Source organism: Sphingomonas bacterium, from assembly GCF_903642285.1.
GTDB lineage: Bacteria > Pseudomonadota > Alphaproteobacteria > Sphingomonadales > Sphingomonadaceae > Sphingomonas.
In genome coordinates this window covers 47,920-73,931 of sequence record NZ_CAHJWJ010000012.1, presented here as the reverse complement: position 1 = coordinate 73,931, position 26,012 = coordinate 47,920, and the positions used below count along the sequence as shown (strand labels likewise).

General features: G+C 65.4%; 33 protein-coding genes and 1 tRNA gene. 14 read left to right on the top strand and 20 right to left on the bottom strand.

All coding sequences use genetic code 11. From position 1 onward, the window contains the following. Positions 1–21 precede the first annotated feature (21 nt). From HUU99_RS08180 to HUU99_RS08170, 3 genes are all read right to left on the bottom strand, one after another. Positions 22–237, bottom strand: a complete 216-nt coding sequence (locus tag HUU99_RS08180; RefSeq protein ID WP_174286080.1) for a hypothetical protein — start codon at positions 235–237, stop codon at positions 22–24. A gap of 255 nt (positions 238–492) precedes the next feature. Continuing rightward, the gene (locus HUU99_RS08175; protein WP_174286079.1) at positions 493–843 is read right to left on the bottom strand and encodes a hypothetical protein; all 351 of its coding nucleotides are present in this window, start codon (positions 841–843) and stop codon (positions 493–495) included. Positions 844–1,068: 225 nt separating this feature from the next. Next, positions 1,069–1,368: an ArsR/SmtB family transcription factor gene (locus HUU99_RS08170; RefSeq protein WP_174286078.1), complete on the bottom strand. Its 300-nt coding sequence runs from the start codon at positions 1,366–1,368 to the stop codon at positions 1,069–1,071. Between the two features lie 194 nt (positions 1,369–1,562). Between HUU99_RS08170 and HUU99_RS08165 the strand changes: the two genes are divergently transcribed. The 5 genes from HUU99_RS08165 (at position 1,563) to HUU99_RS08145 (ending at position 5,817) form a co-directional block, all read left to right on the top strand. Continuing rightward, a complete protein-coding gene (locus tag HUU99_RS08165; RefSeq protein WP_174286077.1) occupies positions 1,563–2,345 on the top strand; it encodes a hypothetical protein in 783 nt (260 codons plus the stop codon). Between the two features lie 21 nt (positions 2,346–2,366). Beyond that, positions 2,367–3,317 carry a 3'-5' exonuclease gene (locus HUU99_RS08160; protein ID WP_302479980.1) on the top strand — a complete coding sequence of 317 codons (951 nt, stop codon included), beginning with the start codon at positions 2,367–2,369 and terminating at the stop codon, positions 3,315–3,317. A gap of 100 nt (positions 3,318–3,417) precedes the next feature. After that, positions 3,418–4,164 carry a hypothetical protein gene (locus HUU99_RS08155; protein WP_174286075.1) on the top strand — a complete coding sequence of 249 codons (747 nt, stop codon included), beginning with the start codon at positions 3,418–3,420 and terminating at the stop codon, positions 4,162–4,164. Positions 4,165–4,328: 164 nt separating this feature from the next. After that, positions 4,329–4,997 carry a hypothetical protein gene (locus tag HUU99_RS08150; protein WP_174286074.1) on the top strand — a complete coding sequence of 223 codons (669 nt, stop codon included), beginning with the start codon at positions 4,329–4,331 and terminating at the stop codon, positions 4,995–4,997. A gap of 136 nt (positions 4,998–5,133) precedes the next feature. Further along, complete coding sequence (locus HUU99_RS08145; protein ID WP_174286073.1) at positions 5,134–5,817, top strand: hypothetical protein; 684 nt, start codon at positions 5,134–5,136, stop codon at positions 5,815–5,817. A gap of 326 nt (positions 5,818–6,143) precedes the next feature. Here HUU99_RS08145 and HUU99_RS08140 read toward each other — a convergent pair. Both HUU99_RS08140 and folK read right to left on the bottom strand, forming a co-directional pair. Further along, positions 6,144–6,219 (bottom strand) — tRNA-Lys (locus HUU99_RS08140). Positions 6,220–6,238: 19 nt separating this feature from the next. Further along, positions 6,239–6,739 (bottom strand): 2-amino-4-hydroxy-6-hydroxymethyldihydropteridine diphosphokinase, encoded by a 501-nt coding sequence (gene folK / locus HUU99_RS08135; RefSeq protein ID WP_254603037.1) that lies wholly within the window; start codon positions 6,737–6,739, stop codon positions 6,239–6,241. Here folK and HUU99_RS08130 point away from each other — a divergent pair. Further along, the gene (locus HUU99_RS08130; protein ID WP_174286072.1) at positions 6,738–7,409 is read left to right on the top strand and encodes a uracil-DNA glycosylase; all 672 of its coding nucleotides are present in this window, start codon (positions 6,738–6,740) and stop codon (positions 7,407–7,409) included. The genes folK and HUU99_RS08130 overlap by 2 nt on opposite strands. A 40-nt stretch (positions 7,410–7,449) precedes the next feature. Here HUU99_RS08130 and HUU99_RS08125 read toward each other — a convergent pair whose 3' ends face one another. Then, a complete protein-coding gene (locus HUU99_RS08125) occupies positions 7,450–9,333 on the bottom strand; it encodes a potassium transporter Kup (RefSeq protein WP_254603045.1) in 1,884 nt (627 codons plus the stop codon). A 204-nt stretch (positions 9,334–9,537) separates the two neighbouring features. Between HUU99_RS08125 and pdeM the strand changes: the two genes are divergently transcribed. Then, on the top strand, positions 9,538–10,200 hold the full coding sequence (gene pdeM / locus HUU99_RS08120) for a ligase-associated DNA damage response endonuclease PdeM (RefSeq protein ID WP_174286099.1): 663 nt from the start codon (positions 9,538–9,540) through the stop codon (positions 10,198–10,200). On the opposite strand, the gene msrA is transcribed toward pdeM, so the two are convergent. Beyond that, positions 10,197–10,868, bottom strand: a complete 672-nt coding sequence (gene msrA / locus HUU99_RS08115) for a peptide-methionine (S)-S-oxide reductase MsrA (protein ID WP_174286071.1) — start codon at positions 10,866–10,868, stop codon at positions 10,197–10,199. The two genes, pdeM and msrA, sit on opposite strands and share 4 nt — an antisense overlap. Before the next feature lie 249 nt (positions 10,869–11,117). On the opposite strand from msrA, the gene HUU99_RS08110 reads away from it, so the two are divergent. After that, positions 11,118–11,609 carry a MucR family transcriptional regulator gene (locus tag HUU99_RS08110; protein WP_375380092.1) on the top strand — a complete coding sequence of 164 codons (492 nt, stop codon included), beginning with the start codon at positions 11,118–11,120 and terminating at the stop codon, positions 11,607–11,609. 56 nt (positions 11,610–11,665) lie between these two features. On the opposite strand, the gene HUU99_RS08105 is transcribed toward HUU99_RS08110, so the two are convergent. From HUU99_RS08105 to flgB, 13 genes are all read right to left on the bottom strand, one after another. Further along, positions 11,666–12,571, bottom strand: a complete 906-nt coding sequence (locus HUU99_RS08105) for a flagellar motor protein MotB (RefSeq protein ID WP_174286069.1) — start codon at positions 12,569–12,571, stop codon at positions 11,666–11,668. Between the two features lie 3 nt (positions 12,572–12,574). Beyond that, positions 12,575–13,438, bottom strand: coding sequence for a flagellar motor stator protein MotA (gene motA / locus HUU99_RS08100; protein ID WP_174286068.1), 864 nt, complete (start codon positions 13,436–13,438; stop codon positions 12,575–12,577). 119 nt (positions 13,439–13,557) lie between these two features. Further along, positions 13,558–14,451 (bottom strand): flagellin, encoded by an 894-nt coding sequence (locus tag HUU99_RS08095; protein ID WP_174286067.1) that lies wholly within the window; start codon positions 14,449–14,451, stop codon positions 13,558–13,560. Positions 14,452–14,453: 2 nt separating this feature from the next. Next, positions 14,454–15,800, bottom strand: coding sequence for a flagellar hook-associated protein FlgK (gene flgK / locus HUU99_RS08090; protein WP_174286066.1), 1,347 nt, complete (start codon positions 15,798–15,800; stop codon positions 14,454–14,456). Continuing rightward, a complete protein-coding gene (locus tag HUU99_RS08085) occupies positions 15,797–16,138 on the bottom strand; it encodes a rod-binding protein (protein ID WP_174286065.1) in 342 nt (113 codons plus the stop codon). The genes flgK and HUU99_RS08085 overlap by 4 nt, the downstream gene beginning before the upstream one ends. Beyond that, a complete protein-coding gene (locus HUU99_RS08080) occupies positions 16,135–17,229 on the bottom strand; it encodes a flagellar basal body P-ring protein FlgI (RefSeq protein WP_174286064.1) in 1,095 nt (364 codons plus the stop codon). The genes HUU99_RS08085 and HUU99_RS08080 overlap by 4 nt, the downstream gene beginning before the upstream one ends. An 11-nt stretch (positions 17,230–17,240) precedes the next feature. Next, positions 17,241–17,969, bottom strand: coding sequence for a flagellar basal body L-ring protein FlgH (locus tag HUU99_RS08075; protein ID WP_174286063.1), 729 nt, complete (start codon positions 17,967–17,969; stop codon positions 17,241–17,243). Between the two features lies 1 nt (position 17,970). Beyond that, positions 17,971–18,759 (bottom strand): flagellar basal-body rod protein FlgG, encoded by a 789-nt coding sequence (gene flgG, locus HUU99_RS08070; protein WP_174286062.1) that lies wholly within the window; start codon positions 18,757–18,759, stop codon positions 17,971–17,973. Positions 18,760–18,770: 11 nt separating this feature from the next. Beyond that, positions 18,771–19,523: a flagellar basal body rod protein FlgF gene (locus HUU99_RS08065; protein ID WP_174286061.1), complete on the bottom strand. Its 753-nt coding sequence runs from the start codon at positions 19,521–19,523 to the stop codon at positions 18,771–18,773. Between the two features lie 26 nt (positions 19,524–19,549). Further along, positions 19,550–20,809: a flagellar hook protein FlgE gene (locus tag HUU99_RS08060; RefSeq protein ID WP_174286060.1), complete on the bottom strand. Its 1,260-nt coding sequence runs from the start codon at positions 20,807–20,809 to the stop codon at positions 19,550–19,552. A 27-nt stretch (positions 20,810–20,836) separates the two neighbouring features. After that, entirely contained in the window at positions 20,837–21,532 is a 696-nt protein-coding gene (locus tag HUU99_RS08055) for a flagellar hook assembly protein FlgD (RefSeq protein ID WP_174286059.1), read from the bottom strand. 2 nt (positions 21,533–21,534) lie between these two features. Next, positions 21,535–21,942, bottom strand: coding sequence for a flagellar basal body rod protein FlgC (flgC, locus tag HUU99_RS08050; RefSeq protein WP_174286058.1), 408 nt, complete (start codon positions 21,940–21,942; stop codon positions 21,535–21,537). Between the two features lie 5 nt (positions 21,943–21,947). Continuing rightward, complete coding sequence (gene flgB / locus HUU99_RS08045; protein ID WP_174286057.1) at positions 21,948–22,307, bottom strand: flagellar basal body rod protein FlgB; 360 nt, start codon at positions 22,305–22,307, stop codon at positions 21,948–21,950. A gap of 239 nt (positions 22,308–22,546) precedes the next feature. On the opposite strand from flgB, the gene HUU99_RS08040 reads away from it, so the two are divergent. From HUU99_RS08040 to HUU99_RS08015, 6 genes are all read left to right on the top strand, one after another. Continuing rightward, positions 22,547–23,194, top strand: coding sequence for a MotA/TolQ/ExbB proton channel family protein (locus HUU99_RS08040; protein WP_174286056.1), 648 nt, complete (start codon positions 22,547–22,549; stop codon positions 23,192–23,194). After that, positions 23,191–23,718 (top strand): flagellar motor protein MotB, encoded by a 528-nt coding sequence (locus HUU99_RS08035; RefSeq protein WP_174286055.1) that lies wholly within the window; start codon positions 23,191–23,193, stop codon positions 23,716–23,718. Before HUU99_RS08040 ends, HUU99_RS08035 begins: the two co-directional genes overlap by 4 nt. A 23-nt stretch (positions 23,719–23,741) precedes the next feature. Further along, on the top strand, positions 23,742–24,263 hold the full coding sequence (locus HUU99_RS08030; RefSeq protein WP_174286054.1) for a flagella basal body P-ring formation protein FlgA: 522 nt from the start codon (positions 23,742–23,744) through the stop codon (positions 24,261–24,263). Between the two features lie 65 nt (positions 24,264–24,328). Next, entirely contained in the window at positions 24,329–24,637 is a 309-nt protein-coding gene (gene flgM / locus HUU99_RS08025) for a flagellar biosynthesis anti-sigma factor FlgM (RefSeq protein ID WP_254603036.1), read from the top strand. Further along, positions 24,624–24,938: a flagellar protein FlgN gene (locus tag HUU99_RS08020; RefSeq protein WP_174286053.1), complete on the top strand. Its 315-nt coding sequence runs from the start codon at positions 24,624–24,626 to the stop codon at positions 24,936–24,938. The genes flgM and HUU99_RS08020 overlap by 14 nt, the downstream gene beginning before the upstream one ends. Before the next feature lie 197 nt (positions 24,939–25,135). Then, positions 25,136–26,011 carry a lytic transglycosylase domain-containing protein gene (locus HUU99_RS08015; protein WP_174286052.1) on the top strand — a complete coding sequence of 292 codons (876 nt, stop codon included), beginning with the start codon at positions 25,136–25,138 and terminating at the stop codon, positions 26,009–26,011. The last annotated feature ends 1 nt before the right edge of the window (position 26,012 follow it).

Genomic DNA, 26,012 nt, shown 5'->3' with positions numbered 1-26,012 from the left:
CGCCTCTGGTATATTGTGGTGTTAGTTGGAGCCGCCCGTCATGGCTACGTGCACACGGTTGTCAGCGTGGTCATGCTGATAGGTCGTTTGCAAATTATTATTGACCGTGCCGCTGTGCACGACCTGAATGACCCGCCCCTTCGCATCGTAGGTGTAAATGATCGTTTCCGTCGCTGCGGCTACCGTCCCAAGACCCATGAGGCCGCCAAACAGTATCACTTGCGCCAGCAGTGCCATCAAAGACTCGCTTCCCAGTTATCAGCAGTGCATATTGATAGGACAGTTTCATGGCGATGCAATGACGAAAGCAATTACACCCAAATCCGATCTAAAAAACCCGATACATCATCCGTTATCCATCCTCTTGCCATTTTTGGGGAGGCGAAAGTAACGCACCTGTAGGCAGACTGTAGACCGGTTGACTGTGGATAGGCGCACAAAAGAGAGGCCCTTTTGTAGGCCTAAGCGTCTAAAAGCGACGGCGAGGTTCAGCTAGATGCCAGACGCGAGGTCCGCACCCGGCGCCGGACCGGACGCCTTTGATCGGCGGCGCTGGGCATCATGTCGGCCGTTGGCGACGGCGGTGACAGGTACGCGCTGAACGACTTCTTCATAGAGCGCGTTCGACCACTGGGCTTCCAGTGCGCAGGGAACCTGCGCGTCTTTGGCGGCGGCAATTCCCACGGTGCGGAATATCTCTTCGGCAAGAGCATGCCTGGTTGGGCTGAACGCCATCAGCGCGCGCGGCACTGGATAAAGGATACTGTCGTCCCAGCGGTGTTCCGGACCGCCAGGACGGTCACGCTGGAGGGTCGCCACGCTGTCGCCGGACGGCGCGTTCATCATGGCGGACGGTCGAGAGCATGGCCTCGTGGATGGACTCTGCGTCCCGATCCGGTTCGGCTACGACGAGGTCCGCTTCGCCTTCCTTGGGTCGGCTGGTCTCGTTGAGATCAGCGAATATGAACGATTCCTCCTGCAGGGCAGTAGTACCCGACACCACGTCACACGCCTTCCAAAGGGGGTCCCTTTTACACGCCGATCGGGGGGTCCCGGTTCGAAGCCTATTTACAACTCCGTTGTTGAATTGGAGCCGCTGAGGGCATGGATTGTGGAAAGGAACTCGACCAAGCCATCGAGTGGCTGCGTAACCGCGCGGTAGATGATGCTCCGTCCGACCTTCGTGGATTTCACCAGCCCTGCCCTGGACAGGATCGCGAGATGCGGGCTCATCGCGGTGGGCGCTGTCTTGGTGGCGGTCGCGAGTTCGCCTGCCGCCATGCCCTCCGGCAGCGAGGCGACGAGCCGAGTGTACACGTCGAGCCGCGTCTGCTGCGAGAGCGCCGACATCACCTGCATGGCCTTCATGTTTTTCACTCCGCTACTGTATGGACTGGAACGCCCCCATCAAGCGCGATCTGCTACCTGATGGTTAAAGCCGAACTGACCATACAATATTCCATGGAGTATTGAAACGACATTCTTGCGTTCGCATATGGCGATCGCCGGGGTTGGTCGCCTTGTCCCGGCGCTTTTCGACCACCGGCGACCGGAGTTGAGACATGACCATCATGACCGCCCCGCTGACGAACGCGCGCGATGTCGCTCGCCATACAGTCCCTTCATTTCCGACTTTCGCCGCGACATCCATCATGGCCTATATGGATCCGCTCGATGAGGACGAGCCTTCGGACGACGTGGTCGTCACGACCCGTCGCGCAATCTCGCGCGTTGCCCTCGTAGCGAGTGAGGCGGCGGGCCGCTTCCAGCGCGAAGGGGTCGCGCACGATCCGATGACCTGGATGCTTGCACCGCGCGTGCTGTTCTCCGGCGCGACGGCACTCGATGCCTGTCTCGAGCGTGGAGCGTGCCTGCGCGGCATCCTCCTTCACGGTCTCTCGATCGGTCTGGACGCTGAACCGGCTGCCATCGACGCGCTGGCGTCGGACGACGACGAGGACGAGGATATCGACTTTACGGGTGTGGAGTTCGAGCGTGGGTACGGCCACGGAGGCGAAGGGGAATTGTCGCCCTTCGACCGCGACCAGGGTGAGCCTCGCCTGTTCACCGCGACTGTCATCGCGAACGACGGCTTCGAGATCGTGCAGGCGTTCCATGCCTCCCTCGCGAGCGACGAGTCGGAGATCGCCGGACGTCTGTACATGCGCATGGGCGCGGCCATGGCGGATGCGGTGATCGTCGAGGGGTTCGATCCGACCGCGCCGCTCGTCGGGGCGCTGGTCTCCAAGGCGATCTGCCACACGCTCGCACTGATCGCATCCGATCCCGCTTCGCCGCTTGCCGCCGGCATCGACCTGAACATCGAGCAGCGCTTCCTGGCCTGACCGAACCCGACCGTCGCGGACGTGCCGCCGGACCTCTCTTGGTCCGGCGCAGGTCTCGTTCGTCCCGAAGAGAGGAGATACACGATGACCGGGGACATGTTCGACGAAGAGACGCTTCGTGCGATCGACGGCAGCGACGACTACCGCGTCCTGCGGCGCCTGGAGCTGAAGGAAGGCCATACCGGCGTCGGTCGCCGTAACGGCACCTCGATCGGTATCGTGCTGGATACGGAGACCACCGGGATCGGGGACGACGACGTGATCGTCGAACTGGCGATGCGTCGTATCCGCTTTGATCCGGACGGCGTGATCGTGTCAATCGACAAGGCGTATTCGTGGCTCGAGGATCCCGGTCGCGAATTGCCGGCAGACGTGGCGAAATTGACGGGGATTACCGACGCCGAGCTAGTCGGCAAGGCGATCGATGATGGCGAGGCGATGCGGCTGCTGCGTTCTGCGGAGTTCGTATGTGCGCACAACGCCCGTTTCGACCTGGGTATGCTGGTGCGGCGTCTTCCAGATGCGGCGGGCCTGGCATGGTGCTGCTCGTGCAACGACGTCGATTGGCGGGCGAACGGGTTCGATGGCAACCGGTCGCTCGGCTGGCTGCTGAGCCGGATCGGTTTGTTCCACGGAGCCCACCGCGCGGTTGACGACGTCGATGCGGTGATCGCGCTGCTCGGCCACGATCTGCCGTGCGGCCGAACTGTTCTCGCGGAAATGCTGGAGACTGCCCGCGCGCCGTCATGGCGCTTTCGCGCGGTTGGTGCGGCGTTCGAGGTCAAGGACCGGCTGAAGGCTCGAGGATACCGGTGGGACGGAATCGCTAGGGAGTGGTGGCGCGAAGTCCGCGACGCAGACCGGGTGGCGGAGGAGTGGTGGCTCGCAGGCCAGGTCTACGCCGCGGACGCATTTCCGAAAAAGCTCGGACCCATCGTCGAGCGAGTGACCTGGAACGACCGCTACGTGTGACGGCGGAGGTCCGATGTCCGATGCCCGATGCCCGATGCCCGCGGGACGAACCAATCCCGATAATTGCCAACACACTCGCCTCTCACGTGAACGAGGAAAAATGAAAATGGCCAAAAAACCTACAAAGACGATCGCAGTCGTAGCGAAAGGAAACGTACCTGCGGGACGCTTCCTCGCCGGGACGTCCATTCCACCGCTGGAAGTCTACCACGTTCCCGAGGTCCATCCGAAGAAGCCGGGGCCGTGGAGCGCGGAGCCCGACAAGGTCAGCTGGATCGACCCGGCGACTGGATCGCCGTGCATCGTGCGACGGGAGAGCAACGGTGCCCTTCACGGTTATGTCGGGATCGGGCCAGACCACCCTTTCCACGGCGTGGATTACCAGGCCCTGCCGCATGACCCACCCATCGTTGTTCACGGCGGCGTGAATTATTCGGAATCGTGTGAGGAGCGGGAGCGACCAAGCCGTTCCGTTTGCCACGTTCCGGCGGCAGCGACGACGAGACGGCATACGGCATCCGCGGCAGCAGTGTCTCGGCCCTTGGGGTCGAGGGCGCCTTCGTCGGGATCGGCCGCCTCGCCGACGACCGTCGTGGACGTCCCCGACAACCTTTGGTGGTTCGGCTTCGGCTGCGACCACGTCTACGATATCGTGCCGGACGGATATCAACGCGCGCTGGCTGCGGAGACGGGCGCCTCGTACCGGGACGAGGCGTACCTTGTACGCGAGACGACGAACTTGGCAGCCCAGTTGCACGCCATCGCGAACGGACGTCCAATGCCGCCGCTTGACGGTGATCGTCCAGGCGTAGGGCTCGACCCCTTCAGCCCGACGCGCCGCGCATGACGTACGAGGAGAGGTACAATCCCAACCTCCCATGGGGATATTGGCTTCATGCAGACGGTGGGCATCATCCGCTGCTGATCGATGGGGATGGTCGGCGTTGGTCGTCGGTCCGTGAGGCGTTCTGGGTCGGTCGCTTGGGCATGCGCGTCCGAGACGACCGGGCCATGGCGGAGCAGCTTGAACGTATGACCGCCGTTCTGGCGGCGATGTCACGCCGCGTGATCGGGGTGACCGAAGATGTCCACGACCTGTTCAAAGGCGATGCGGAATACAAGCGCTTCTACGATCTCTGGCTGATGCGCGAAGGGCTGGTTGCCAGCGATCAGGCTGACAATAGCCACTTCTCCGATGGCGGACGCCACGTATCCTCTGAGGGGATCGCTGTGCTGGTGATGCTCGCGTCCACGCGCGATCCCGCGGTCCGTTTTATCCCTGCCGGCCGCGCGGCGATGGATACGATCACCCCGCCCGAAACGGCTGAAGCGGAACGGGCAGCTTGGTTGGACAGGGTCGAAGAATTTGCGAAGCGCCTTCCGTTCCGCTTCGTTCGGAAGGACCTTTCGGGCAAGCCGACCGTCGCGCTGATAGGCGACGGTCTCGGGGAGAATGTGCCGATCCGGCGCACCATCTGGATGCAGACGTTCGCGGACACCGATGGACGGGACCTCTTTCACGTCTGGCTGGCATCCCGTCTGGACCGCTGGGAGGCCTGGGGCGAGACCGCGATGAGTGAGGGAGCTCCGATCCTTACTCAGCACCTGTTTGCGTTGTACGTCGCCGACCCGACGCTTGGGGAACGCGCGACCGTCCGACCGGTCACAGGGTTTCTGTAATGGGGCGCGCGATCAGCGATCGCGGCCTCACGTCGGAATGCCGGTTAACGACGATGGGATCGCTCGCCCGCGAGACGTGCCCGTACGCCGAGCCGCCTGAGGTACTAGTTCGGAGCCACCGGAACGGAGTGGTCGAATGACCTTCACGAAGTCGGATCACGAGCCGTCCGCCGCGACCCTCGCGAATATCGTGATCGCCCGCGCGAAATCTCGATTGGCGGTCACGGAGATCATGGAGGAGTACAGCCTCGGCCTGCTGTCGATCTTCCGTGACGAGATCGGCGGATGTGTGGCCTGCGTGTCCGCCTTCCTTGTCGCTCTGCTGGCGTCCGAAGAATACGACCTCGACGCGCTGGCCTGGTTGATCCGGCCATCGCGAGGCTGGCCGTTCAGGGGCATGGCGGACGGCAAACAGGATCGGCACTCGGTCCAGCACCGTGGGTTCAAAGGCTCGGCTTACAGGAAACCGGACGTCATCATACGCAACGGTGGCAGCACCGCCTTCCCGCTTCGTGGAGGAGGCAGCGCCAGGGTTCGAGTGACGCAAAATTGCCTTGACGTCTCTGCAACGGTCAAAGGCGTGAATTTCGTATCTTTCGGAGGTCGGCTGCGGACCGCGGTTCCATGGCCGGTTCCTCGGTCGGTGGACGCCGCGAGCATCTACCGACCTTTGTTGGATGTCGTCGATCTGGCGGTGGTCGCTGGTAGAGACTGGCCTATCTTGGCGGTCGAGCGGTCGTCGGCGACTCAGGGATGCACGTTTGTCTCCGACGTGGGAACTAAGGCGTACATAGTCCCATGGGCTCGCACGACCCCATGATCCGGGAGCGTCGGCAGATAGTAGGGGCGTTATTATCCTGTCCGACGACGGACACTGTCATAACCAGGCAAGTCCTACGTCTACCGTACCTTGAGTTCATAGCGAAAAATAAAATTGACCGGTTCAATAAAATCGAATTATTGATTGTATGAGCCACAGTAGCGCCCGTTGAAACAACCGAGATGTCGATAGTTGTTTTATATATCGATCGAACCGTCGTTGATTACTTTATCAAGCGGAGTTTAGTCTAACCGGTAGTGCGGCGTGTCATTAAGTTGCCGCTGTGACAATGTTATCGTGCCGGAGTGAAGATCGCATCCCGCGTCTGGTGGGCCCATCGGGACTCGAACCCGAGACCTACAGATTAAAAGTCCGTTGCTCTACCAACTGAGCTATGGGCCCACTCCAGACCGCGCTTCGCCTAGGTCCGTGGCTTGCGGCGGTCAACCATATGCGCGAGCTGGCGCATGGTCCGGCCGGTCAGCGGATCGCGCCAGTCGGGCGCGATCCGCGCCAATGGGTGCAGCACGAAGGCGCGGGTGCGGAACGCGACGTGCGGAATGCCCAGTCCGGGCCCCGACCAAATGCCGCCCGACCAACATATGATATCCAGATCGATCGGTCGCGCGCCCCAGCGCCGCCCGCGCCGCCGTCCGAACGCGCGCTCCATGGTCTTCAGCCGCGCCAATAGCGCCGGCGGCGTCTCGTGCGTCTCGACGATCGCCACCGCATTGGCGAAACGCCGGATCGACGGCCCGACCGGGGCGCTGTGCAGGACGGGCGAGACCGCGACGACACCGCCAATCCGCACCAGCGCCGCCGCGATCGCCGCTTCGGGGCTACCCGCCCGGCTGCGCCGGTTCGCACCGAACGCGATCGCATAGGTTGTCGTCGTCACGTCGTCCGCGTAGCGCAAGGCCATGCACTTCGCACCCTCCCCCATTCCCGCCAGCGAACCCCCGCGCGATTGTCCGCGCTGTCCGCGCCTCGTGGCGTTCCGCGAGGCACTGCGCGTCGAATATCCCGACTGGTGGAACGCGCCCGTCAACGCGTTCGGCGACCCGCAGGCCTGGCTCGCGATCGTCGGCCTCGCCCCCGGCAAGCACGGCGCGAACCGCACCGGGCGGCCGTTCACCGGCGATTATGCGGGGCAATTGCTGTTCGATACGCTCGGCACGTTCGGCCTGGCGCACGGCACCTATGCCGCGACGCCCGAGGACGATCTGGCGCTGGACGGCGCGATCATCATCAACGCGGTCAAATGCCTGCCGCCGCAGAATAAGCCGAGCCCTGAGGAAATCCGCACCTGCCGCCCGTTTCTGGAAGGTCAGGCCGCGGTGCTGCCCAATGCCCGCGTGTTCGTGGCGCTCGGTCAGATCGCGCACCAGTCGGCGGTGAAGGTGCTGGGCGGCCGACTGCCCAAGGCGAAGTTCGGGCATCTGGCGGAACACCGGATGCCCGGCGGTCACGTGCTGATCGACAGCTATCACTGCTCGCGGTACAACACCAATACCGGCCGCCTGACCGCGGCGATGTTCGAGGCGGTCTTCGCACGGGCGCTGGCGGTGCGGGCGGAATTGGCGGCAAAATAGCCGACCTTAAGTCCTCCCCGCCTGCCGGCGGGAATCGGCGCTACACCGTTACCTGCTCGCCCAGTTCCAGCACCTTGCCCGGCGGGATTTTCAGGAAATCGGTCGGGTCGCTGGCGTTGCGTTGCAGGAACATGAAGATGCGGTCCTGCCACAATGGCATCCCCTTGTCCGCGCCCGCCTTCAGCGTGTTGCGGCCGATGAAGAAACTGGTCTTCATCGGATCGAGCGCGCGGTTGACGCGCTTTGCGCCCAGCCCAAGGTCGCGCGGGACGTCGGGGGTTTCCATGAAGCCGTAGGTCAGGACGACCCGGCTGAAATTATCGTCGATCCGCTCGCCATGCCCGCGCTTGTCCGGATCGACGAACGGGCGGTCGGCGGTGCGGATGCTGACGATCAGGTTGCGCTCGTGCAGCACCTTGTTGTGCTTGAGGTTGTGGAGCAGCGCGCCCGGTGCCGCCTCGGGGTTGCCGGTCAGGAACACCGCCACGCCTTCGACGCGTTCCGGCGGGCGCTTGGCGAGTGCGGCGGCGAGATCGGCGAGCGAGATGCTCTGCTGCCGCTCGAACGCGGCGACGATCGATTTGCCACGTACCCAGGTATAGATCACCAGCCCGATCGCCGCGGCGACGACGAGCGGCACCCAGCCGCCCTCCACCACACGCAGGATATTCGCGCCGAAGAAGACGAGATCGAGCGTCAGGAACGGCAGGATCACCGCGATCGCCAGCGTGCGCGACCAGCTCCAGCGGTGGCGGACGACGACATAGGCGAGGCACGTCGTCACCACCATCGTCCCCGTCACCGCGATGCCGTACGCCGCCGCCATCGCCGACGACGTCCGGAATTGGACGACCAGCATCAGCACGCCGATCAGCAGCAGCCAGTTGATCGCGGGCAGATAGATCTGCCCCGAACTCGCCGCCGACGTGTTGCGGATCCGCAGCCGCGGCAGCAGCCCGAGCTGGATCGCCTGTTGCGTCAGCGAATAGGCGCCGGTGATGACCGCCTGGCTGGCGATGATCGTCGCGAACCCGGCGAGCACGATCAGGAACCCGCGCACGCTTTCGGGGGCCATCAGGAAGAACCAGCTCTGATTGACGAAGGCGACATGCGCCGCACCGGCGCGTTCCAGCGACGCCAGCGCGAAGGCGCCCTGGCCGAGATAATTCAGGACCAAGGCCGGCGCGACGAGGAAGAACCAGCCGATCCGGATCGGCTTGACCCCGAAATGCCCCATGTCCGCGGTCAGCGCCTCCGCCCCCGTGACGGTCAGGAACACCGCGCCGAGCACGAACAGGCCGGTGACGCCGTGCGTCAGCAGCAGATCGATGCCGTAGGTCGGGACGAGCACGCGGAAGATCGTCGGCTCGTCGGCGATGTGCCACAGCCCAAGCCCGCCGATCGTCAGGAACCACAGCATGCAGACCGGTCCGAACAGCCGCGAGATATCCGCGGTCCCGCGCGACTGGATCGCGAACAAGCCGACCAGGATTACGATCGTGACCGTAAGCACGGTATTCTGATCGAAGAACGCCGCGGTCGAAGGGATCGTCTGCATCCCCTCCACCGCGGACAGCACCGACAGCGCGGGCGTGATGATCGCATCGCCGTAGAACAGCGCAGCCCCCGCCGCCCCCAGGAGCAGCGCGGTGCGCGAACGCCAGCCGAGCGCCCGCCTGGCCAGCGCGGTCAGCGCCAGCACGCCGCCCTCCCCCTGATTGTCGGCGCGCATCAGGAACAGCACGTATTTGACGGTGACGACGAGGAAGAGCGCCCACAACGCAAGGCTGAGTACGCCCAGTATCTCGGACGGATCGATCCCGTCCCCGGCCGCCGGGGTCAGTGCGTCGCGAAAGGCATAAAGCGGGCTGGTACCGATATCGCCGAACACCACGCCGATCGCGCCGATGGTCAGCGCCGCCATCGCCGGACGCGGATGGCCGTGACCGTCGTCGGCAAGCGACGGCGGTCCGGCGGCGTCGGTAGCGCTGACGAACGGCATATGCGTGAGGGACACCTAGCAGGAGACGGCGCGCTGTACCTGCATCGCCCCGGCAACGCCAGCGGGGCTTGCGGCAACGGCACGGCGGGGGTTGCGCCGCGAGTCCGGGGGCGGCATGGCGCGGACATGGTTCCCTTTTCGTTCGGCGGTCATTCGTTGCTGGCGCTGCCGCAGGGCGCCGTATTCTGGCCCGCGCGACGCGCGATGCTGGTCGCCGATCTGCATTTCGAGAAAGCGAGCTGGTTCGCGCGCGGCGGCCAGATGCTGCCGCCCTATGATTCGATCGCGACGCTGGCCGATCTGACCGCGCTTGTCGCCGCATCGGGTGCCGAGGAGGTCTGGTGCCTGGGCGACAGTTTCCACGACGTCGACGGCTGCGCCCGGTTGCCGGCGCGCGCCCGCGACATGCTGCTGGCGCTGACCGGGGGGATGCGGTGGACGTGGATCACCGGCAATCACGATCCGCATATGGTCGATCGCTGCGGCGGCGGGGTGGTCGACGAAGCGGTGCTGCACGGTCTGATGCTACGTCACGAAGCACGACCGGGCGAGCCGCGCTGCGAATTGTCGGGGCATTACCACCCGAAACTGCGCGTCAGGGTGCGCGGCAAGCAGGTCGCGCGGCGATGTTTCGTCGCGACCGACACGAAACTGATCCTGCCCGCGTTCGGCGCATTGACCGGCGGGCTGGATGCGCACGATCCCGAAATCGTCCGCGCCGTGGGGCAGCGGGCGGAAGCGCTGATCCCCGTCGCCGACCGGATGCTGCGCTTTCCGATCGCCGCTTAGGGCGTCGGCAGCGCCAGCGCCGGATAGGCCGCCTTGAACGCCGCGACCTTCGGCTTGTCCCACATCACGATGTACGGATAGGTCGGATTCCTGTCGTAGAAATGCTGGTGATACGCCTCGGCGGGATAGAATTTGCCGGTTTCGATCGCGGTCACGATCGGCCGGGGAAAGACATGCGCCGCACCGAGCTGCGCGATATAGGCGCGGGTCACCTGCGCCTGGGCCGGGCTTTGCGGAAAGACCACGGAGCGGTAGCTGCTGCCGCTGTCGGGACCCTGGCGATTGAGTTCGGTCGGATCCTGCGCGATGGAAAAATTGATGCGCAACAGCGTCGCGAAACTGACGATCCGCGGATCGTAGACGATCCGGATCGCCTCGGCATGGCGCGTCGTCTCGGTCGACACCTGGTCGTACGTCGCGGTGCCCGCCGCACCACCGGCATACCCGGCGGTGATCGACTTCACGCCCTTCACATGTTCGAACACCGCCTCCATTCCCCAGAAACATCCGCCGGCAAAGACAGCCGTCTGCGATCCCGTTCCCGGGGGAACGTCGATCGTGGATTTCGGCAAGGGAACCGCGCGCTCCGCGGCCCGTGTACCGGCGGAAAAGCCAGCCACGCCAATAAGCGCGGCGGCGGCGAGGGCGGGGAGAGCAATCTTCATCATGTCCTCCAAATGGCGATGCGACCGATTGAATTCCAGTAATCTTTTGCGCCCCCGCGAAAACTTTACCGGCCGAATGCGGCAAGTCGTTACGACCCCGCACGCCGCCGCGACGCCCTATCGATACCGTGGCCACGAGCGCACTCTACGCGCCGCCGGACGAAGGATCCGATATTTATTCATCAATTCCGATCTTTCGTTATTGACCCGCGGCGATCTCTTGCTAGATCGCATCCAATTCAAATGGAGACGATGATGAACGAAGATATGACCGACACCAACGCGGTCGAACTGGCGACGGAGTTGACGATCGCATGGCTCGGCAATCCCAATACCCGTATTTCGGCAGACGAAGTTCCTGCCTTTCTCGGCAAGATGCACGATACCGTGTCCGCGCTTCTTGGCGCGACCGGTGTTGCTCCGGTTGCCGAACCCGCGGCCGAGTACACACCCGCGGTTTCCGCGCGTAAGTCATTGGCGTCGAAGGATCACATCATTTCGATGATCGATGGCAAGCCATACAAGACACTGCGCCGCCACTTGTCGACGCATGGCATGACCCCGGACGAATATCGCGAACGCTATGGCCTGAAGGCCGATTATCCGATGGTGGCCGAAACCTATTCGGAAAGCCGTCGCGCGATGGCGAAGAAGATCGGCCTCGGCCGCAAGCCCGGCCAACGCAAGGGCGAGACCGCGCCCGCCGCCGCGAAGCGCAAGGCCAAGGTGGAAGAAAACGCCTGAACGATCGGTCCGCGGACGATGTCATGGCATCGTCCGCGGTTCACCGTCGCGGTGGATCACTGCCCGAACGCACCCGGTCGATAGAGTAGCGTGATCGCCACGCGCCGGTTGCGCGGATCGGCCGGGTCCTTCTCGATCATCGGCTCGCGGTCCGCGACGCCCTCGATCCGTTCGAACCGCGTTTCGGGTATCCCGCCAAGCGCCAGTTGCCGCCGCGTCGCCTCGGCTCGGCCCGACGACAGCATCCAGTTGTTCATCGCGCGCGGATCGCCGTACGGCACGCTGTCGGTATGCCCGCGGATCATGATCGGATTCGCCATGCCCTGGATCGATCCGGCGATCAGCGAGATCAGCGATCCGGCCTTCGCGTCCAGTGCGGTCGTCCCCAGCGGAAACATCGAATAATCGGCATCGTCGATCAGATCGATCCGCATGCCGTCGCGCGTCTGGACGAAATGGACGTGGTTCGCGAGCTTCGACAGGGTCGCGGAACCGCTGATCTGTTCGAGGACGTGGCGGCGCATCGCCTCGAAATTCTTGCGGTCCTCCGCCGCCATCGCTTCGCGGCCCTTGCCTTTGTCCGCGGCGCGATTGCCCGTTTCCGTGCCGCCGCTATTGGCGACGGGCGCGGCGATGGTCTGGAAGGGTGATTTGGACGTGTGCGGCCCGAGCTTGCTCTGCGACAGCAGCGAATCGCCCCCCGACGGACCGGCACCGCCGATACCGAGCGTGCGCGTATCGATCAGCGTGGGCGCGAAATAATCGGCGATACCCTTGCGCTGCTTCTCGGTCGTCGCGCCGAGAATCCACAGCAACAGGAAGAACGCCATCATCGCGGTCACGAAATCGGCATAGGCGACCTTCCACGCGCCGCCGTGATGACCGCCATGGCCTTCGATGTAGATTTTCTTGACGATGATCTTCGGGGGCTGGTTCGTCCCGTGCGGTGCGCGCGCGGCCATGCCCTACTTGCCCCTGAGGCCGTCGAACACTTCGGCGAATCCCGGCTGGTTCTTGTGCGCGATCCCCGAACGGGCGGCCTCGATCACCAGCGGCTGTGGATGGCCGTGGAGCGAGGCGATGATGATCTGCTTCACCACGCCGTAGATCGCGGCATCCGCATCGAGCACCTGACGCAACCGGTTCGCGAGCGGCGCGACCATGCCGTAGGCCAGCAGCACGCCCATGAACGTGCCGACCAGCGCCGAGCCGATCATCGCGCCGAGGATCGTCGGCGGCTTGTCGATCGACCCCATCGTCTTCACCACGCCCAGGACCGCGGCGACGATGCCGAGCGCGGGCAGCGCGTCGGCGAGGCTCGTCAGCGTGCCGTGCGCGCTCTCCTCTTCATGGTGATGCGTCTTGATCGAATGGTCCATGACCTCCTCGACCGCATGCACGTCGAGCGTGCCCGACGACACGACCACGAGTCGCAGCGTGTCGGCGATCAGGTTGACCAGCGCATGATCCTTCAGGAGCTTGGGATATTCGGCGAAGACCGCGGACGATGCCGGATCCTCGACATGCGGTTCCAGCGCGATCGGGCCGTCGGTGCGCAGCATCTTCATCAGTTTCGACACCAGGAAGATGACGTCGAGAAAATCCTGCTTTTTATATTTCGGGCCCTTGAACACCTTGCCGAGCCCGCCGCCCAGGCCTTTGAGTTCCTTGCCCGAATTGCCGATGATGAGCGCGCCCGCGGCGGCACCACCGATGATAAGCATTTCGTGCGGGATCGCTTCGAGGACGGGGCCGAGCGCACCGCCGGTGAAGGCGAAGCCGCCGAACACCATGCCGAGCAGGACGACGATGCCGATGATCGGAAACATGGGTGTCGTTTATCCCCGGATAGACCGGACGATCCGGCGTTCGCACCATCGTTAACCGGATTTGGTAGCCAAGCGGTTACCAAGACGGGCGATCACCGCGGTTATTCGGAGCGTCGCCGCTATTTGAGATAATCGAACAGCGACAGCGACGAGAGCTTGGTAAAGCTCGCCTGGGTCGCGGACAGGATCGTCATCGTCTTCGACAATTCCGCGAGCGCCGCCGTGGTGTCGGTATCCTCCAGCCCGGAACGCAACGTCTCGCGATCGTTGGCGGTCGTCGTCAGCGTCGATTGCAATATATCCACGCGGGCACCGCGCGCGCCGACCGATGCCTGCACGTCGGAGACCTGCGTGCCCGCATCGGTCAGGTCGGTGATCGCCTGACCCATGTCGCCGTCGGTCGCGGTGCCCGCCTGGAGCGAGGCGGCGAGCGTCGACAGGACGCCGAGCGTATCCTTGCCCCCGAAGGTCAGAACGCGCGCGGCGGTGTCGCCGGTCTGCACGGTCTGGCCTTCGCCGACGGGAATCGGCGAACCGGTCGTCGTCGCATAGGTATAGCTGCCATCCGCGTTCTTCGTGACCGCGGCACCGCCGTTCGCATCGCCGAAGATCGGCTGGCCGCGCGCATCCTTGCCATTGGCGAGCGCGGCGATGCTGTCGGCGATACCGGCCAGCTGCTGACCGATGATCTTGCGGCTGTCCGCGGTCTGCGTGCCGTTGCGCGCCTGGAGAACCAGCGACGACGCCTGTTGCAGCTGGGTCGTGATCGATCCGAGCGTGGTATCCGTCTGCGTCAGCAGCGAACCGGCGAGCGTCAGATTGCCCTTGTAGGCGGTGTCGTTCGCGGTCGCGGTCGCGATCCCGCGCAGCGTCTGATACGCGACCGGATCGTCGGACGCGGACGTCAGCTTCTTGCCGGTCGCGACTTGCGTGTTGAGCGTGTCCGCATGGGATTGCAGCGCCTGCATCGCGGCGGCGTTGCGATCGTAGAATAGGCTTGTCGCGACCTGCATGATCAGTTGATCGCAATGATCGACTGGAAGGTATCGCGCGCGACCTGGATGACCCGGCTGGCCGCGGAATAGGCCTGCTGGAACCGGAGCAGATCGACCGCTTCGGTATCGAGATCGACGCTGGATACCGCGTCGCGTGCCGATACCGCGCCATCGTGGATCGCCGTCTGCGCGGTGGCGACGCTCTGCCGCTGCGCCAGCGCGGCGGCGTTGCCGGCGACGAGCGTGGTCGTCCGCGTCTCGACCGCGCTGTTGGTGCGGGCCGACTGCAACGCATCCAGGTTCGATCCGTCGCGCGACCCGCCGCCGACGCTAGCCGCTGCGATACCATTCGGGTCGTTCAGCGCGACGGTGACGTCGGTCGGCGTGGTACCGGTCGCGAAGATCGCGGCACCGGGCTGGCCGTTCAGATCGCGGCCCTGCGCCTGGACGGCGTTGACCTGGGTGGTGAAATCGGTCGCGATGCCGTTCAGGCCGCTCGTCGCATCCGCCACTTTCTGCGCGCCGTCGACGATCCCCGCCAACGCGCCGCCGTTCGGCGACAAGGTGCTGACCGAGCCGTTCATGTCGACGTTGAAGCCGACCGCCCCCTCGGCATTACGCGAATAGGCGACGCTCGCCGAATCCGATCCGGAGACCAGGACCGGGCCGCCGGTGCCGCCGACATTGACGGTCGCGCGACCCGCCTGGTCGGTGGTGACCGAGATGTCGGTGATCGCGCTCATCTGGTCCAGCACCGAATCGCGCTGGTCCGACAGTTCGGCGGCCGCGGTCGTGTTCGGCGCGGTACGGCTGAGGCCGTCGTTGATCTTGGCAAGCGTCTGGCCGAGATTGGTCAGCGTCGACACCGCACCCTGCGCGGTCGAATCCAGATCGCCGTCGACCGATTGCAGCGCCCTGCCCGTCGCGGTCAGCGATGCCGCGGCGGTGGTCGCGCTGCCCAGCATCGCGGAGCGCGAGGCGCTGGAGGTCGGATCGGCGGCAAGCGTCGTCGCGGATGCGTAGAAGGCGGTCAGCCGGTCGCCGAGCGAATTGCCCGTCAGCGCGGTCTGGATACGGTCGAGCCAGGTGGCACCGGTCTGCGTCTTCGCCAGATCGGTGGCCGAACTGCGCACCGCCTGCGTCTTGTAGACGTCGCCTGCGCGGGCGATGCCCGTTGCGACGACGCCCTGTCCGGCGGTCGTGTTGCGCGACGCGATACCGCCGCCCGTGGTCAGGACCTCGGCCAGCGTCGTCGAACGGCGCGAATAGCCGTCCACGCCGGTATTGGCGATGTTCTCCGACACCGTCGCCATCGCGTTCTGATACGCGTAGACGCCGCTCGCGCCGATCGAAAGCATATCGCTCATGGCGACGCTTTTGCCGCAGGCGGGTTAAGATCGGATTGCGATTTGGCGATGAACTCGGTCATCGCCTTGCCGATGCCGATCGGCGCGTGTTCCGCCATTGTCTGCGCCAACCGCGCATCCTGCATCTCGCTGAAGGTATCGATCGCCTTCGAATCGAACAACGGATCGGCGAGTTTCGCCTGGCGCATCGATTTCAGCATCATGCCGTCGAACACCGCCTCGAACTTCTGCCCGGCCTTTTTCAGGTTTTCGGGCGAGGTCGTCCGGCTGCTGTCGGTCGCGATGCCGCCGGCTGCCGCGGGTCCGGGCGTGATCGAGGGCGCGGTGAGGGCGGTCACAGGACGATCAACTCCGCCTTCAGCGCACCGGCTTCCTTCAACGCCTCCAGGATCGCGACGAGATCCGCCGGCGAGGCACCGATCGCGTTCACCGCTTTCACGATGTCGGCAAGCTTGGGGCCGGGGGCCAGCAGGAACATCGGGCGCTTCTCCTCGTCGACCGCGATTCCCGATTTCTGGGTGACCGTGGTCTGTCCGTTGCTGAACGCGGCCGGCTGGCTGACGCGTTGGTTCTCGTCGATGCGAACAGTCAGCTTGCCGTGCGTCACCGCGGCGGGACCGACCCTGACCGCAGAGTTGATAACGACCGTACCCGTGCGCGCATTTACGATTACTTTCGCCGGCGGTTCGGCGGAGACGACATCCAGGTTCTCGATCTGGCTCATCAGCGTCGCGCGGGTGTCCGCACCGACCGGCGCACGCACCGCGATCGAGACGGCATCCAGCGCCTCCGCCGAGCCCATCCCCATCCGCTTGTTGATCGCCCCCGCGACATTCTGCGCGGTCGTGAAGTCGGCGCGCGCCAGGTTGAAGGTCAATGTCGGCGCGGTGTCGAACCCGGTCGCGACCGCGCGTTCGACGGTCGCGCCTTCGGGAATACGACCCGTCGACGGCACGTTGATGACGATCTTGGATCCGTCCGCGCCCTCGACGCCCAGCCCGCCGACCGCGAGATTGCCCTGCGCCATCGCATAGATCTGGCCGTCCGCGCCGAGCATCGGCATCAGGATCAGGCTGCCGCCGCGAAGCGATTTGGCCTTGCCCATCGACGCGACGGTGATGTCGAGCCGCTGGCCGGGCTTCGCGAACGGCGGCAGGTCGGCGGTGACGAGCACGACCGCGGCATTCTTCATCCCCGGATTGACCGTGGACGGCAGTTGCAGACCGAAGCGCGAGGCGACCGCCTTCAATGACTGGACGGTATATTCCAGATTGTCGTCGCCCGTGCCCGCGAGCCCGACGACGATGCCGTATCCGGTCAGCTGGTTCGACCGGATGCCCTGGAACCCGCCCAGATCCTTGATCCGGTCGGCGGAGGCGGGGGCGGCCACGGCGAACAGCGCGAGGAAGGCGATCAGATAGCGGACCATGATACGCGTCCTCAGAACGGGGAAAGGATGGAGAAGAAATGGCTGAGCCAGCCCTGGCGCGAGGCGCGGGCGACGTCGCCCTTGCCGGTATAGGCGATCTGCGCATCGGCGACGCGCGTCGACAGCACGCGGTTGTCCGCGTCGATATCGGCGGAGCGGACGATGCCCTTGATCTGGACGAACTCGTCGCCGCGGTTGAGCGTCACGCGCTTCTGCCCGCGCACCAGCATCGTGCCGTTCGCATAGACCTCGGCGACGGTCACCGAAACCTGGCCGGTCAGCGAATTGGCCTGGTCGGCGGTCCCCGTGCCCTTGAAGTTGCGCCCGCCGCTGACCGCGGCGTCGGTGCTCTTGAACAGCGACAACGCGCCGGTGGTCGGCGGCGTCAGGCTGATCCCGCCCGACGAATCGACGCTGGAATCGGAGGATTTGGACGCCGCCGTCGCCTCCACGAGCACGATCGTCAGCGGATCGCCGACGCGTTTGGCGCGCGATCCCTCGTACAGCGCGGCATAGCCGCCCGCGACCTGGAAGATCGCGCCGTTGGGGGCGACCGGCGCGGCGACGACCGCCGGTGCCCTGGCGACCGAGAAATCCTCCGCCGGTTTCTTCTTGAAGACCTTGGCCTCGGCATGGCCCGGAACCAGTGCGGCCGCGACGAGCGCCGCGCTGGCGAGACCGAGCGCGATCTCGATCCAGTGACCGCCGAAACGGAACGGGGTGGGTGCACGCGATGCCATGTCAGAGGTTCTGGTTGACATATTTGAGCATGTCGTCGGCGGCCGTGATCATCTTGGAATTCACCTCATAGGCGCGCTGCGTTTCGATCATGTCGACGAGTTCCTCGACGACGTTGACGTTGGAGGCCTCGAGCGAGCCCTGGCGGATGTTGCCACGGCCGTCCTGGCCGGCGATGCCCAGGTTCGCGGTACCGCTCGCCGCGGTCTCGGTCAGGTAATTGTCGCCCGTGTTCTGCAAGCCCGCGGCGTTGGGGAAGCTCGCGACCTGGATCTGGCCGAGCGTGGTCGCGTCGGTCTGGCCGGCGAGCAGCGCGGTCACGGTGCCGTCGGTGCCGATGGTGATCGACGTGGCGGTCGGCGGGACGGTGATGCCGGGCTGGACCTGATAGCCCTCGCTCGTGACCAGCAGGCCTTCCGCCGATCGCGAGAAATTGCCCGCGCGGGTATAGCCGAGCTGACCGCCGGGCAGCTGCACCTGGAAATAGCCGTTGCCGTCGAGCGCGAGGTCGAGACTGTTGCCGGTCTGCTGGAACGTCCCCTGCGTGTCGATCCGCGCGGTGCCCTGAATCTTTACGCCGGTGCCCAGATTGAGGCCGGTCGCGTATTTGCTGTCCGCCGAGCTCTGCGCGCCGGGCGACGTCACGACCTGATAGGCGAGCGTCTCGAAATTCGCGCGATCGGACTTGAACGCGGTGGTGTTCACGTTCGCGAGATTGTTCGAGATCACCCGCATGCGCATGTCCTGGGCATCGAGCCCGGTGCGCGCGATGTGCATGGCTGCACTGCTCATCTAGTCTCTCCTCAGGAGGGCAGGCGCATCAGCGATGCACCGCCCTCGTCCATGTCCTTGGCGTTCTTCATCATGTTCGCCTCGACTTCGTAGGCGCGCTGGTTCTCGATCATGTCGACCAGCGCCTGCGTCATGTTGACGTTCGATCCCTCGATCGCACCGCTCTGCACCTTCGCGTCCTGATCGTCGGGCAGGACGCCGCCGCCGCGTACCCGCAGCAGATTGTCCAGGCCCTTGACCGTGTCCGACCCCTTGGTGCTGGCCAACTTGATCTTGTCGACGACCTGCGGGTTCTTCGCGTCGCCGCCGACCGGAATGATCGAGATCGAACCGTCCGCGGCGATGGTGAGCGACTGGTAGGGCGGCAGCGTGATCGGCCCCGACGACCCCATCACCGGGAAGCCGTCGCCGGTCTGGAGCACGCCCGAGGCCGCGACCTCGAGATCGCCGCGCCGCGTATAGGCTTCGCTGCCGTCCGCCGCCTGCACCGCCATCCAGGTGTCGTTGCCGTTCATCGCGACGTCGAGCGGACGCCCGGTCGACTGGATCGCGCCGGGCGAGCGGTCGGCGTCGGTCACCTCTTCGGATGTCGGCGACCGCGCCTCGATCGTCGTGCCGCCGCCCTTCAGCTGGATCTGGTCGAACACGACGCGGTCGGCCCGGAACCCCGTGGTCGACACGTTCGCCATGTTGTTCGCGATCGCAGCCTGCGCGGCCATCCGCGCCTTCAGCCCCGTCGCCGCCGTGTAGACCAGCTTGTCCATCTAAATCCCCGTCGCCTCCTGTTCGATCAGCTCTGGATGTTGAAGATCGTCTCGGAGATCTTGCTCTGCGTATCGAGCGCCTTGGCGTTCGCCTGGAAATTACGCTGCGCGGAGATCAGGTCGACCAGTTCCTCGGTGATGTCGACGTTCGATCCTTCGAGCGAGCCCGACATCAGATTGCCGAAGCCGGGCGCGTTCGACTGACCGAGCTCCGCCGCGCCCGAGACGCCGGTCGACGTCCAGTAGCTGTCGCCGATTTGGCGAAGACCCGTCGGGTCGACGAAATTCGCGAGCGCCACGACACCCAGCTTCTTGGTATCGCCGTTCGAGAAGCTGGCGGTGACCAGTCCGTTATTGTCGATCGTCACGCCCGACAGCTGTCCCGCGGCCTTGCCGTCCTGCGTGCGCGATGCGACCGCGAAGGCGGAGGACAGCGACGTCGAGCCGGTCAGGTCGAACGACAGCTTCTGCGTCGTCGCACTGCCCTGCGGCACGAACGCATCGAACTGCGTCGGCGCGGTCGGGCTGACCAGGCCACCCGACGCGTTGAAGCTAAGCTGGATCGGCGCGGTGCTGCCGCCGACGCTAAGCTGCTGGTCGCCGACATAGCTGTAGACGGACCAGTTGCTCGACCCGTCCGCTGAATCCGCGCCACGGGCATAATAGTTGGTCATCGTCTCGGCATTGCCGCCTGCGTCGTAGATCGTCGTGGCGGTCGAATTGTTGTACGTGGCGGGGTCGGTCCGGTCGAAGGTCGAAGCGACGGGTGTCGTGTTCGACGACAAATTCATCTTCAGCGCAACGGCGGCGGTGGGCACGGACGCGCCGCTATTCTCCGGCAGCTGCAGGCTGGTCAGCCCGTCGGCACCGGTCGCGGTCACGTTGCCTTCGGTATCGACCGGGTAGACCTGCAGGTTGGACCCCTGCGCATCGGTCACATAATGGTTGGTATCGACCTGGAAGCTGCCGTTGCGGGTATAGTCGATCGATCCGGCCGCGCCGCTGGTCTTCACTGCGAAGAAACCGTCGCCCGAGATCGCGAGATCCAGTGAGGACGCGGTCGTGGTGATGCTGCCTTCGGCGAATTGCTGCTTGTTCTCCTTCACCGCGACGCCCGAGCCGACGACGGTGCGCGGATTGGCGGCGAGACTGGTCGCGACGATGTCGGCGAATTCGGTCCGGCTTTTCTTGAAGCCCGTGGTCGAGACGTTGGCCAGATTGTGGCTGATCGTCGACATATCGGTCTGGGCGGCCTGAAGACCGGAAAGCGAGGTGTAGAAGGTCATTGGGGATACTCCTGGAAAAAGGGTGGATCAGCCGACCGAAACGACGTCGGACAGCTTGACCTGACCGACACCGGTCACGGTCAGCAGCGGATTGCCATTGGCGGGAAGCGAAACGGATTCGACGGGTGCCCAGACCAGCGACGTGCTGCCGACCGTGGTCCCGTTGTTGCTGGCGGCGACGTTGACGGTGAACGGTCCGTTACCCGCGGCGGCACCCACATCGGTGGTGCCGTCCCAATCGTAACTGGCATTGCCTGCCTTCTGCGCGCCGAGCGACAGCGTCTTGAGCACGCTGCCGGTCTGGTCGGTGATCGTGACCTTCACGTCGGTCGCGTCGCCGGCGAGCGACACCTGCCCCGCGATGCCGCCCGACGACCGCGCATAGGCGGTATTGCCGGCGGTCAGCACGGTCTTGCCGACATAGGACATCGCATCGGTCGCCGATGTCGCACCAAGCTTCGTCGCGATCGACGACAGCGTGGTGTTCATCTGGCTGATGCCGGCGACACTGGAGAATTGCGCCATCTGCGCGACCATCTGCGTGTTGTCGACGGGGTTGAACGGATCCTGGTTCTGCAGCTGCGCGGTCATCAGCGTCAGGAAGTCGGACTGGTTCAGCGTCGACGACGTCGAGGCATTGGCCGCCGCAGCGGTCGCCGACGCGGTGCTTGGATTGGTGATGCCAAGGCTGTTCAGCGTGGTGTCGAAAGTGCTCGTCGTCATGGTCAGCGGCCCATCTTGAGGGTGTCGAGGATGAGCGACTTCGCCGTGTTCATCACTTCGACGTTGTTCTGGTACGAACGCGCGGTCTCCATCATGTCGACGAGCTCGCGCGTCTCGTCGACCGCGGCCTCGAAGACGTTGCCGTCCTTGTCCGCCAGCGGGTTGCTCGGGTCGTAGCGCTTGGTCGGTGCATCGCCCGCGGTCACGACCTTCTCAACATCCACCGTCGCAAGGCTGGACGCCTGGTCGAAGCTGGTGCGGAACACCGGCTTCATCGTCTTGTAGGCCGCTTCCGCGGAGCCGGCGACGCCGCCCGCATTGGCGAGGTTCGACGCGGTCGTGTTCATCCGCACCAGCTGCGCGGACATCGCGCGGCCGGCCACCTGGAAAATGGTCAGGGGTGCGGACATCTGGTCTATTCCCCCTTCAACGCGCGAGTGATCTCGCTGATGCGGCTGTTCAGGAAGGACAGCGTGGTCTGATATTGCACCGCGTTTTCGGCGAAGGCGGTCTGTTCCTGGCCCAGTTCGACGGTGTTCCCGTCCATCGACGTCTGCGTGGGCGTGCGGTATTTCACCGATTGCTGGAACGCATCGTCGCCCGACCCCGAATCCCGCTGGCTTTGTACCGCGGCCAGCGCGGTCTGGAAATCGATGTCCTTCGCCTTGAACCCAGGCGTGGACGCGTTCGCGATGTTCGACGCGAGCAACCCCATGCGCTGCGCCCGCACCTCGAGCGCTGCGCCGTCGATCCCGAAAAGCGTATCCCCCGACATGGGCCGATCTCCTGCACGTTACTGTGCACGCGAATGGCTAAGCAATGGCCGTGCCAGTTTCGCCGGCGGTGCGGATAGCCGCGGATCGAGGGGTGGGACGGCAAGGGTTTGCCGGTCGGCGGCAAGCCTTGCCGGTTTCGGCTTCGTCCGCCCTTGTCGTCACCCGGACTCGTTCCGGGGGGAAGGTGGAGTTAGCGTCCCGGCCCGAACTGGCCCGCCACTTGCAAAGCAGTCCGGGTATGACGCTCGCATCCTTCTTCGATCCTATCGCGCTGGCGATCGTGCTCGGCGGCACGATATTGGCGGTGCTGCTGCGTAGCCCGCTGCACGATACGGGGCGCGCGGTCGCCGCGCTCGCGACGCTGGGGCGCAAGCGGTTCGATGCGACGCCGATGATCGCCCAAGTCGCCGCGCTTGGCCGGATCGCGCGCCGCCATGGCATTTTCTCGCTCGATCGGACGGTGATCGCCGATCCCGATCTCGCCGCGGCGATCGCCGGCATCGTCGACGGTGCCGATGCGGGGACGACAACCGCGCTTGTCGTTCATCTGCGCCGCGCGCGGATCGAACGCCATGCCGCCGCCGCCGATATATGGGCCGGAGCGGCCGAGGCGGCACCGGCGATGGGCATGGTCGGCACGCTGGCCGGGCTGGCGCGGATGTTCGCGACGATGACCGACCCCGCCGCGATCGGCGGCGCGATGGCGGTGGCGTTGCTCGCGACGCTGTACGGCGCGCTGCTCGCCAATCTGGTCGCGATGCCGATCGCCAATCGCCTGCGGATCGCCGGTCGTGCCGAGGCGTTCGAACGCGCCCGGATCGAGGCACCGCTGGCCGCGCTTGCTGCGCGCGAGCAGACCGGCGTGGCGCTGGCGAGCGTCGCATGACCGATGAATTCCCCCTGCCCCCCGCCGCCCGGCCGTTATGGCTCGTCACGCTGGCGGACCTGGCACTGCTGCTCGTCGGGTTCCTGGTGCTGGTTAACGCCAGCCAGCGGATCGACCGCCATGCGCTCGCCCGCGGGTTTCGCCAGGGGTTCGGCACCGTTGAGGCACCACCGCCTCCCGCGCCGCCGCCAATGCCCGTCGCCGCCGCCGCCAGTCCCGATTTCGCACCCGGCACCGCGACGCTGTCCGCCGCGCCGACCGTGTTGATCGACTGGGCACGCGGCGCGACCCGCGACCCGCGCGTCCTGCTGACCATCACCGGATCGGTCGACGGCAGCGCCCGCGATATCGATGCCGCGACCGGCAGCGGCACCATCCTGGCGGCCGACCGCGCACGGACGGTCGCTGCGGCGCTGATCGCGGCGCATGTCGTCGCGCCCGGTCGCCTCGCCATCGCGACCGCCATGCATACCGGCCGACGCGACGCCGTCGCCACCCTCGCCTTTGCCGGCGAAACCCGATGAGGCCGAACCCGATGAGAAACGCCATGATCCGCCACATCGTCATGATCGCACTGCTTGCTCCCGCCGCCGCGACGGCGGTGCCGTTCCAGGACACGATCGCGCTCGACCGCGCCGTCGCCGGCTTTACCGGTCAGGCGACGGGGACGGAGGGCGGCGCACGCACCCCGGTCGATCCACGGCTGCGGCTGGCGAATTGTTCGATGGTCGCGATGTCGTGGCGGACGAACAATCACGATGCGGTCGTCGTGTCGTGTTCGTCGCCCAACTGGCGGATCTTCGTCCCCGTCGCGATGCCCGCCACGCCGCCACCCGTCGCCATCGGCGCGGCGAGCCCGGCGGTGCGCGCGGAACCCGTCATCAGGCGCGGCGATCCCGTGATGATCGAAGCGGAGTCCAACGGTTTTTCGATCAGCCGCGAAGGCGTCGCGATGGGCGATGCCCCCCCGGGCGGTCGCTTCATGGTCAAGGTCGACGACACGCGAAACCCGGTCCAGGCGGTCGCGGTCGCCAGCGGACGCGCGACCCTGCCGGGCTGGATTCAATAAAATGCTAAAGCGCGGTACGCAACGGCCGTTTGATCCCCTGTCAGCGACAACCGGATGGTGCGGACATGGTCGATCCAATTGGCGTGAAAACAGTGACGATGGTGGATGCCGCCGCGCCGCGCGCTGCGACGGCGGCCCCCAATCCGGTCGCGCCGTCCACGCCGGCGGCCATGTCGGCAAGCACATCCGGCACCGCGCAGACCGAGGCGAACGCGTTGGCCCGGTCGATGGCCGCTGCAGCGCCGGTCGATCCGAACCGAATCGCCGAGATCCGTCACGCTATCGCCAACGGCACCTTTCCCATCCTGCCGGCGACCATCGCCGACCGGCTGCTGGCGCTCCGGATGGAATGGAATTCGAATGACAAGGCGTGACGCCCTGATCGACGTGATCGATGCGCTGCATGCCGAGATCACTGCCTTGAAGACCAACGACGTCGCGTCGTTGGAACGCGCGACGACGATGAAACTGGCCGCGATCGCAACCGTCGCCGCGCTCGGTCAGGGCCCCGCCGGCCCCGAACTGCGCGAGCTCGCCGAAGAGGCCAACCGGTTGAACGAGACCTGCCGCATCTACGTCAACCTGATGGCGGCAAATGTCCGCCGCCGCCTGCAAATGCTGACCGGCGACCATGCCGGCAACTACCGGCCGGGGATCGCCGCGGCCTACGCGTAACACGCGCGGTCGAGACTGCCGTTCGTTCCTCCTGCTCGTCATCCCGGGCTTGTCCCGGGATCCAGGGCGGCAAGCGTACCGCCATTGCTCTGGATGCCGGGACAAGCCCGGCATGACGGCGATGCTTCCGATAATCCGGAGCACTTTGGCACGGTCCTTGCTGATATTTCCCCGAACAGGGAAAATCCGCAGCACCGATGACCGTCAATCCGATCAGCACCAATCGAATCCAGTCGGCCATCGCGCAGGCGAGCAGTCGTACGGGGATCGATTTCGATTATCTGCTCGGCCAGGCGAAGCTGGAAAGCGGGCTGAACGCCAGTGCCAAGGCCGGCACCTCCAGCGCGTCGGGGCTGTACCAGTTCATCGACTCCAGCTGGCTGTCAATCGTCAAGAAACACGGGAGCGACGCAGGCCTCGGCTGGGCGGCGAACGCGATCCAGCCGGGTGCCAACGGCAAGCTGACCGTCGCGGACGGCGCGACCCGGTCCGCGATCCTGGCGCTGCGCAACGATCCGCAGGTCGCGTCGCTGATGGCGGCAGAGCATGCCGCGGACAACAAGACCGCGCTGGAGAGCACGCTCGGCCGTGCGGCGACGGGCACCGATCTGTACATGGCGCATTTCCTCGGGCTCGGCGGCGCGACCAAATTCCTCAGCGCGATGCAGGCCAATCCGGCTACGAATGCGGCTTCGCTGTTTCCCGGGGCGGCCGCGGCGAATTCCGGCATCTTCTACAGCGCGAACGGCGGGGCGCGTTCGCTGTCCGACATCTATCAGCATTTCGGCGACAAGCTGGGGTCGGGTGCCGGCAATATGCTGGCCGGTGCGACCGGTGCAGGCGCATCCCCGTCCGCAACGGCATTGATGGCGCAGGCGCTGTCGATGGGCACATCCACCGTCGTGACCGGCAACGGCGAAAGCGCGTCCGACGCCATCGCCTGGGCGCAGTCGACGATGGGCCATCTCGGCGGCAATGCCGGCAATACCGGTCGTGCGGCGGCAAGCCTCTTCCGCCCGACCCCCGACACCGCCCGGCTGGCCTATATGATGCTCGCGCAGATGGGTGGCTGAC